The following is an 8,933-nucleotide window of genomic DNA, read 5'->3' on the forward strand; positions in this document are numbered from 1 at the left end:
GCGCCGGCCGCGCGCGCGCTCGAAGCCGGCAGCCGCGCGTCCCGCTGGCCGAACGCGACCGTCGGTTCGGGCACGTAGACGCGGATCAGATCGTCGAGGGGCCTTTCCCCTCGGCCGCTGCGGCGCGGAAGACGGCCAGCTCGCCCATGGCCCAGTCGAGGTCTTCAGTGGCCCCGAGGGTCCGCTCCTGCACGGCCCAGCGCAGCCGGGGAGCTGCGCTCACAGGCCGCCCTCGGCCGGCCAGGAGCGCAGGGTGAGGGTCTGCTCGACGTGGGCGAAGGGGCCGTCGTCGTCGTGGAGGACGGTGCTGGTCAGGCCCACGCCGTCCGGGCCCACCGTGACCTGCCCCGCGAGGCCGAGCCAGTGGCCGGTGGGCTCGCGGTACAGGTGGATCTGCAGGTCCACGTTGGGGAAGAACCAGCCGCCCGGCTTCGCCGGCAGGGCGGGGGCGATCCCGTTGGCCGCGTCGGTGAGGCTGATCAGGCGCACCAGGTCACTCGTGCTCTCCCCCGCCACCATCTCGCGGTCCGTGGTGAGCCACACCCGGCCGTGGCCCGGCCCGTGGCCGGGCAGGATGACGCCGTCGAGGGAGGCGATGTACCCGCCGCCCCATCCGTGGAGCGCGTTGTGCGCCTGCGCCTGCGAGCGCGGCGGGAGGGGCTCGTCCGGCAGCTGGGCGACGGCGGAGGTGTCCGAGGTGGACAGCAGCCAGGCGCGCAGGGTCAGCACGGTGCGGCCCCGGGCGTGGAGCACGGACTCGACGAGCTCAATGGTCCGGCCCGGACGCAGGGTGCGCGTGACCACCTCGAGCTCGCCCGACCAGAGCGTGCCCAGGATGTCGTAGGAGAGCCGTCCCACCCGCAGCCCGGGGGTGGTCTCGTGCGCGGCCACCTCGTGCAGCAGCAGGCCCGAGACGGCGGCCATGTGCATCTCCTCTTCCCGCCATGCGCCCTGAGCGTGCACGGTGGAGCGTACGCGGGAGGTGCGGACGCCGTCGGCGTCCACGGTGGGCTCGCCGAGGCGGACGTAGAAGGCCAGGGGATCGTCGGCGACGGAGGTCGCGGCGGTGGAGGTGATGTCAGTCATGGGCCGAAGTCTGCCAGAACGACGACGACGGCCGGTGACATCCCCGCGGGGATGTCACCGGCCGTCATGGCGTGGGCCGAGCCGGGGTTCAGCGGCGCATGACCTTGCGGGCGATGCCGTTGCCGATCAGCTGCAGCGCCTGGACGAGCACGATCACCACGATCACGGCCAGCCAGGTGACCTCCGGACGGAACCGGTTGTAGCCCTCCACGATGGCGAAGTTGCCGACGCCGCCGCCGCCGATGATGCCCGCCATGGCGGACATGTCCACGAGCGAGATGATCACGAACGTGAAGCCGAGGATCAGCGGGCCGAGGGCCTCGGGCAGCACCACGGTGCGCACGATCCGCATGCGGGAGGCGCCCATCGCGCGGGCGGCCTCGATCACGCCGGGGTCGAGGGAGACGAGGTTCTGCTCCACGATGCGGGCGATGCCGAACGTGGACGCCCAGATCATGCAGAACACCACGGCGGTGTTGCCGATGCCGCTGCCGAGCACCGCGATGGTCAGCGGCTGCAGGGCGGCGATGAGGATGACGAACGGGATGGGCCGGATCAGGTTCACGACGAAGTTCGTGACCAGGTAGACGGCGCGGTTGGCGAAGATGCCGCCCGGACGCGTGGTGTAGAGGACGAGCCCGACCAGCAGGCCGAGGATGCCGCCGAGGATGAAGGCCCAGCCGACCATGTAGAGGGTGTCCCCCACGGCGGTCATCAGCTCGGGGCCGTAGTACCCCCAGTCGAGGTTCTGGAATCGGTCGATCACTGGTGCACCTCCTGCACGTCCCCGGCGCCGGCCAGGTCCGCGACGAACGCGTCCACCGCGGCGGCCTCGCCCGTGAGCGCCACGGTGAGCAGGCCGTACGCGGAGTCCTTGGTGGCGGACATGCCGCCGTGGACGATCTCGAAGCCCACGCCGCGCGTCGAGGCGGTGCCGAGCACGGCCGAGACCGCGGCGGAGTCCTTGAGCGAGACCATGATCAGCCGACCCTCGGTGCGCGCTCGGATGCGAGCCACCTCCTCGGCATTCGGCCGGTCCTTGAGTGCCGTGGCCACGAAGGACGCGGCGTCGGCGGAGTGGGCGGGCCGGGAGAAGAGGTCGTAGACCTTGCCGGACTCCACCACGCGGCCGGTGTCCATCACGGCGACGCGGTCGGCGATCGAGCGGATGACCTCCATCTCGTGGGTGATGGCCACGATCGTGACCCCGAGCTCCTCGTTGACGCGGCGCAGCACGGAGAGCACCTCGTGCGTCGTCGAGGGATCCAGGGCGCTGGTGGCCTCGTCCGCGAGCAGGATCTCCGGCTCGGCGGCCAGGGCGCGGGCGATGCCGACGCGCTGCTTCTGGCCGCCCGAGAGCTGCTCCGGGTAGTGCTTGGCCTTGTCCGCCAGGCCGACGAACTCAAGCAGCTCCGCCACGCGAGCGCGGCGCTTGGACCGCGGCCAGCCGGCCGTGTCCAGGGCGAACGCGATGTTCCCGGCCACCGTGCGGGAGGTCAGCAGGTTGAACTGCTGGAACACCATGCCGATGCGGGTGCGCAGCGGACGCAGCTTCGCCTCGGACAGGTGGGAGACCTGCTGGCCCAGCACCGTGACGGTGCCCGACGTCGGCTTCTCCAGCCCGTTGATCATGCGGATCAGGGTGGACTTGCCGGCGCCGGAGAAGCCGATCACACCGAAGACCTCGCCGCGGTTCACGGTGAGCGAGACGTCGTCCACGGCCGTGACACCGCGGCCCTTCTTGGCGGCGTAGACGCGGCTGACGTGGTCGAAGACGATGACCGGCTCTCCCGGGGCGCCCTCAGAGTGGCGCCCCGGGGTGACCGCGTCACGGTCGGACGTATGGGAACCTGCCATGGATCAGGCACCCTGCTTCGCGATCGCGTCCTGGTACTGCTTCAGGGTCTCGTCGATCTGGGCGGCGTCGAGCTGCACCGGCACGCTCGTGTCGGAGGAGAGCTTCGCGGATTCGTCCAGCACGGCCTGCTCGTGGTACAGGGCCGCGACCTTCTTGTAGGTCTCGTTGTCCTGATCCGCGCGGCGCACGGCGAAGCCGTTGACGAACGGCTTGGCGGAGTCGGCCTGGGCGTCGTCCTTGAACAGGGCGGTGTTCGTGTCGATGCCGGCGTCGGCCGAGAACGTGTTGTTGATGACCGAGCCCTGGACGGACTCGAGCGCGTTCACGGTCTGCTGGGCGGCCACGGTCTGGACCTTCACGGTGGAGGCGGCCTCGTCGATGTCCTTGGGCTCCGGGCGGATGGTCTCGTTGGACAGCTTCAGCAGGCCGGCGGCGACGAGCACGTTGATGGCACGGGCCTGGTTCACGGTGTCGTTCGGGATGGCGACGGTGTCGCCCTTCTGGAATTCGGAGACGTCCTTGTACTTCTTGGAGTACAGGGGCAGCGGGATGATCTCGGTGGTCCCGATCAGCGTCAGGTCCTTGCCGGAGGCCTGGTTGTAGTCGGCCAGGTAGGCGATGTGCTGGAACCAGTTCATGTCGATGTCGCCGTTGTCCAGCGCCGGGTTCGGCTGCGTGTACTCCGTGAAGTTGCGGATCTCGACGTCGATGCCGTGCTTCTCCTTGGCGAGCTTCACCAGGGCGCGGTGCGTCTCGTTCTCGGACACGACGCCGATGCGCACGGTCTGCGCGCCGTCGTCGCCCTTCTTCTCGGCCTGCGAGTTGCAGGCGGTCAGGGCGAGCGCGCCGACGGCGGCCAGGGACAGGCCGGCGAAGGAGCGGCGGGAGATGTTCGAGGGGGTCGTCATGGGGTTCTCCTTGGAGGACGGTGCGACGTCGCCGGCGCGGGTGGGCACGGCGGGTGCGGAAGGGTGCGGGGTGGGCCGTGCGGTGGGTGATCCCCCGCGGGGCACAGCACGGCGGGCTGGGGCGAGAGACGCCCCGAGCCGGAGGCCGGGATCCTTTCGAACGCTGCTCTTGCCCGTCCCCCAGTCACCGCGGGCTCCCCTCGAGGGGTCTGCACGCAGCGGAGGCGGGCCGCTTCTCGGTCCGTTGCCACCCGTGAACATGGGGTTGGCGAGCGGCTCATCGTGGGACCACGTGGACCCGCCGAGGCGGGGTCCACAGCCGCTTCTCCTGAAGCTGGGCCCGAGCCTATCGCAGCGTGTGCGCCCCATCGGGCAGGGCGGTGACACGCAGCGTCATAGTGCGGGGCTCGGGTGTCGACGTGTGATGCCCCTCGCGAGACGACGACGGCCGGGCGCCTCCGTGGGGAGGCGACCGGCCGGCGTCGGGACGGGGCTCAGGCGGACGGGATCAGAAGTCCCAGTCCTCGTCCTCGGTGTTCTCGGCCTTGCCGATCACGTACGAGGAGCCGGATCCGGAGAAGAAGTCGTGGTTCTCGTCCGAGTTCGGGGACAGGGCGGAGAGGATCGCCGGGTTCACATTGGTGGTCTCGGCCGGGAACATCGCCTCGTAGCCCAGGTTCATCAGGGCCTTGTTGGCGTTGTAGTGCAGGAACTTCTTGACGTCCTCGGCCAGGCCCACGGAGTCGTAGAGGGCGTGCGTGTACTCGACCTCGTTCTCGTAGAGCTCGAACAGCAGCTCGTAGGTGAAGGCCTTGAGCTCCTCCCGCTTCTCCTCCGGCAGGGTCTCCAGGTTCCGCTGGTATTTGTAGCCGATGTAGTAGCCGTGCACGGCCTCGTCACGGATGATCAGGCGGATCAGGTCCGCCGTGTTGGTCAGGCGGGCGTGGCTGGACAGGTACATCGGCCAGTAGAAGCCGGAGTAGAACAGGAAGGACTCCAGCAGGGTGGAGGCGATCTTCTTCTTGTACGGGTCCTCGCCGTCGTAGCGCTCCACGATCAGCTCGGCCTTGCGCTGCAGGTTCGCGTTCTCCCGGGACCAGCGGAAGGCCTCGTCGATCTCCTTGGTGGAGGCCAGGGTGGAGAAGATCGAGGAGTAGGACTTCGCGTGCACCGACTCCATGAACGCGATGTTCGTGTAGACGGCTTCCTCATGCGGGGTCATGGCGTCCGGGATGAGGGAGACGGCGCCCACGGTGCCCTGGATGGTGTCCAGCAGGGTCAGGCCGGTGAACACGCGCATGGAGAGCAGTCGCTCGTCGTCGGTTAGGTTGGACCAGGACTGCACGTCGTTGGACAGCGGCACCTTCTCCGGCAGCCAGAAGTTGTTGACGAGGCGGTTCCACACCTCGACGTCCTTCTCGTCCTGGATACGGTTCCAGTTGATGGCTTCGACGAGGTGGGACTGCTGGGTCTCGGTCACGGCAGGGCACATCCTTCAGAAGAATTCGTTGAGAATCCGCGGATTCCGGGGGCTCACGGGAGCACGGTCAACGGGGCGCGGGTCCGGGTCAGTCTAGGCCCGCGGGGGCAGCGGCAGCCACTCGGACGGGGCCGGGGTCACGACCTCGTCGGCCCTCCCCGTCCGGGTACGCCGCCCCACTTCGAGGCGGGAAATCCAGTGCAAGCGCGCTCAGAAGCGCGGAATACGCGGGATTTCCCGCCTCGAAGGGTCGGCTGGTCAGAGCATGCAACTGACGCAGCCCTCGACCTCGGTCCCCTCGAGGGCGAGCTGGCGCAGTCGGATGTAGTAGATCGTCTTGATGCCCTTCTTCCAGGCGTAGATCTGCGCACGGTTCAGGTCACGCGTGGTGGCGGTGTCCTTGAAGAACAGGGTCAGGGACAGGCCCTGGTCCACGTGCTGGGTGGCCGCCGCGTAAGTGTCAATGATCTTCTCGTAGCCGATCTCGTACGCGTCCTCGTAGTACTCGAGGTTCTCGTTGGACAGGTACGGCGCCGGGTAGTACACGCGGCCGAGCTTGCCCTCCTTGCGGATCTCGATCTTCGAGGCCACCGGGTGGATCGAAGAGGTCGAGTTGTTGATGTAGGAGATCGAGCCGGTCGGCGGGACGGCCTGCAGGTTGCGGTTGAAGATGCCGTGCTCCATGACGGAGGCCTTGAGTTCCAGCCAGTCCTCACGGGTCGGCAGGTCGATGCCGGCGTCCGCGAAGAGGCGCTCCACGCGCTCGGTGGCGGGCTTCCACTCCTGCTCGGTGTACTTGTCGAAGAACTCGCCGGAGGCGTACTTCGAGTCCTCGAACCCGCCGAAGCGCTGCCCGCGCTCGATGGCGATCCGGTTCGAGGCGCGCAGCGCGTGGAACAGCACCGCGTAGAAGTACATGTTCGTGAAGTCGATGCCCTCCTCGGAGCCGTAGTGCACCGCTCGCGGGCGAGGTAGCCGTGGAGGTTCATCTGGCCGAGGCCGATGGCGTGGGAGCGCTCGTTGCCCTTGGCCACCGAGGGGACCGACTGGATGTCGGACATGGTGGACACGGCGGTGAGTGCGCGGATCGCGGTCTCGATGGACAGCCCGAAGTCCGGGGAGTCCATGGTCTTGGCGATGTTCATGGAGCCGAGGTTGCAGGAGATGTCCTCGCCGACCTCGGCGTAGGTCAGGTCCTCGTTGTAGTGCGAGGCGGACGAGACCTGCAGGATTTCGGAGCACAGGTTGGACATGGTGATGCGGCCGGCGATCGGGTTCGCGCGGTTCACGGTGTCCTCGAACACGATGTACGGGTAGCCGGACTCGAACTGGATCTCGGCCAGGGTCTGGAAGAACTCGCGGGCGTTGATCTTGGTCTTCTTGATACGGGCGTCGTCCACCATCTCGTGGTACTTCTCCGTGACTGAGATCTCGGAGAACGGCTTGCCGTACACACGCTCCACGTCGTACGGGGAGAACAGGTACATGTCCTCGTTGCGCTTGGCGAGCTCAAAGGTGATGTCCGGGATGACCACGCCGAGCGAGAGGGTCTTGATGCGGATCTTCTCGTCCGCGTTCTCCCGCTTGGTGTCCAGGAAGCGGTGGATGTCCGGGTGGTGGGCGTGCAGGTACACGGCACCGGCGCCCTGGCGGGCACCGAGCTGGTTGGCGTAGGAGAAGGAGTCCTCGAGGAGCTTCATCACGGGGATGACGCCGGAGGACTGGTTCTCGATCTGCTTGATGGGCGCGCCGTGCTCGCGGATGTTGGTCAGCGAGAGGGCCACGCCGCCGCCGCGCTTGGACAGCTGCAGGGCGGAGTTGATGCCCCGGGCGATGGACTCCATGTTGTCCTCGATGCGCAGCAGGAAGCAGGAGACGAGCTCGCCGCGCTGCTTCTTGCCGGCGTTGAGGAAGGTGGGGGTGGCCGGCTGGAAGCGGCCGGCGACCATCTCGTCCACGAGGTGCTCGGCCATGGCCTGGTCGCCCTGGGCGAGGTGGAGGGCCACCACGGAGACGCGGTCCTCGTAGCGCTCCAGGTAGCGCTTGCCGTCGAAGGTCTTCAGCGCGTAGGAGGTGTAGAACTTGAACGCGCCCAGGAAGGTGGGGAAACGGAACTTCGCCTTGTAGGCGCGGTCGAACAGGGACCGGACGAACTCGAACGGGTACTGCGCGAAGGTCTCCGACTCGTAGTAGTCGTTCTCTTGCAGGTAGGTCAGCTTCTCCTCGAGGTCGTGGAAGAAGACCGTGTTGTTGTTGACGTGCTGCAGGAAGTACTGGCGGGCGGCCGCATGGTCCGCCTCGAACTGGATCTTCCCGTCCGCGCCGTACAGGTTCAGCATGGCGTTGAGCTCGTGGTAGCCCAGGCCCTGCCACTCCGGCGGCAGGTGCTTCGCCTGCTGGATGAGGTCCTGCTCGGTGACAGTCATCAGAAGATCCCTTCCAATCCTTCGCGGACGCGGGTCACGTCGTCCTGCGTGCCCATGAGTTCGAACTTGTACATCAGGGGCACCTGGCACTTGCGGGCGATGATGTACCCCGCGAGGCAGTAGCCCTCGTTGAAGTTGGTGTTGCCGCTGGCGATCACGCCGCGGATCAGCTTCCGGTTCCCCTCGACGTTGAGGAACTTGATCACCTGCTTGGGGACCGCCCCGTTGCCGTCTCCCCCGCCGTAGGTGGGGGTGAGCAGGACGAACGGGGCGGTGGCGCCCAGGGTCCGCTCCCTGGTGATCACGGGGAGCCGTGCCGCGGTGCCCTCGGGCAGTACGAGCTTCTGGACGAATCGGTGCGTGTACTCGGAGGCCGAAGAGAAGTAGATGAGCCGGGCGTCCGTGGGGACCAGTCCCTGTGCTGCGGCGGACCGGATGTGGTTCGGGTCCTGGGCGCCTCGGGTCATCGGTGCGGCGCCGCCGATCAGGCGACGGAGGTGGCGGAGGCCTGGGCCAGCTCCTCGATCTTGTCCGGGCGGAAGCCGGACCAGGAGTCGGACTCGGTCATCACGACCGGCGCCTGCATGAAACCGAGGGCGCGCACCTGCTCCAGGGCCTCGGGGTCCTGGGACATGTCCACGGTCTTGTAGGCGATGCCCTTCTTGTCCAGTGCACGGTAGGTGGCGTTGCACTGCACGCAGGCCGGCTTGGTGTAGACGGTGACGGTCATCTGCATCCCTTTGCTTGTCGTCCGGCCTCCCCTGACAGGGGCGCAGACCGGTCCCGGAACCGAATCCGGGGGTTCGTGCTTTCGTTCCCGTCAATACTACATGTGGTGATCGATGGGAGCGAGCATCCCTAGATGTAGTGCTTACACGGATGTCATTCACCGTTCACACTCTCTCCACACGCCGTCCACACGCGGCGCGGGACACGATCCGCGCGAACACGCGGATCGAGCCGCCTCACCCCTGCGCTGTCCACAAGCGGTGGACGGACGGCGTGCACATCTGCACACCCCTTTCCGCGTGTTCGACGGCTCAGTTCCTCGGCGTGTCTGCATGTTCCGGACACTAGATGTAGGGCCGGACAGGCTAAGGGCCCCGCCCGGACCCCGGGGCCGTCACGCCCGGCCGGGCACCTCGGCGGCGTGCTCCGGCACGGCACCGCCCGCC

The 8,933-nt window shown here is 67.7% G+C and carries 8 protein-coding genes and 1 pseudogene; all 9 read right to left on the reverse strand.

Annotated features, from left to right (window positions below; translation table 11 throughout):
* Positions 1-85 precede the first annotated feature (85 nt).
* Positions 86-223 carry a hypothetical protein gene (locus AC2W7A_RS05915; protein WP_485990534.1) on the reverse strand — a complete coding sequence of 46 codons (138 nt, stop codon included), beginning with the start codon at positions 221-223 and terminating at the stop codon, positions 86-88.
* On the reverse strand, positions 220-1,086 hold the full coding sequence (locus tag AC2W7A_RS05920; protein WP_485990535.1) for a thioesterase family protein: 867 nt from the start codon (positions 1,084-1,086) through the stop codon (positions 220-222). Before AC2W7A_RS05920 ends, AC2W7A_RS05915 begins: the two co-directional genes overlap by 4 nt.
* Before the next feature lie 88 nt (positions 1,087-1,174).
* On the reverse strand, positions 1,175-1,852 hold the full coding sequence (locus AC2W7A_RS05925; protein WP_485990536.1) for a methionine ABC transporter permease: 678 nt from the start codon (positions 1,850-1,852) through the stop codon (positions 1,175-1,177).
* Positions 1,849-2,943 carry a methionine ABC transporter ATP-binding protein gene (locus AC2W7A_RS05930; protein ID WP_485990537.1) on the reverse strand — a complete coding sequence of 365 codons (1,095 nt, stop codon included), beginning with the start codon at positions 2,941-2,943 and terminating at the stop codon, positions 1,849-1,851. Before AC2W7A_RS05930 ends, AC2W7A_RS05925 begins: the two co-directional genes overlap by 4 nt.
* Positions 2,944-2,946: 3 nt before the next feature.
* The gene (locus AC2W7A_RS05935) at positions 2,947-3,852 is read right to left on the reverse strand and encodes a MetQ/NlpA family ABC transporter substrate-binding protein (RefSeq protein WP_485990538.1); all 906 of its coding nucleotides are present in this window, start codon (positions 3,850-3,852) and stop codon (positions 2,947-2,949) included.
* Positions 3,853-4,360: 508 nt separating this feature from the next.
* Positions 4,361-5,344 carry a class 1b ribonucleoside-diphosphate reductase subunit beta gene (gene nrdF / locus AC2W7A_RS05940; protein ID WP_485990539.1) on the reverse strand — a complete coding sequence of 328 codons (984 nt, stop codon included), beginning with the start codon at positions 5,342-5,344 and terminating at the stop codon, positions 4,361-4,363.
* Between the two features lie 246 nt (positions 5,345-5,590).
* Positions 5,591-7,758 (reverse strand): annotated as a pseudogene (gene nrdE, locus AC2W7A_RS05945) (class 1b ribonucleoside-diphosphate reductase subunit alpha).
* Positions 7,758-8,225 carry a class Ib ribonucleoside-diphosphate reductase assembly flavoprotein NrdI gene (nrdI, locus tag AC2W7A_RS05950; protein ID WP_485990541.1) on the reverse strand — a complete coding sequence of 156 codons (468 nt, stop codon included), beginning with the start codon at positions 8,223-8,225 and terminating at the stop codon, positions 7,758-7,760. The pseudogene nrdE and the gene nrdI overlap by 1 nt, the downstream one beginning before the upstream one ends.
* Positions 8,226-8,242: 17 nt before the next feature.
* The gene (gene nrdH, locus AC2W7A_RS05955; RefSeq protein WP_485990543.1) at positions 8,243-8,488 is read right to left on the reverse strand and encodes a glutaredoxin-like protein NrdH; all 246 of its coding nucleotides are present in this window, start codon (positions 8,486-8,488) and stop codon (positions 8,243-8,245) included.
* Between the last annotated feature and the right edge of the window lie 445 nt (positions 8,489-8,933).

It is taken from the genome of Micrococcus sp. LASM2_SD2 (genome assembly GCF_057364565.1).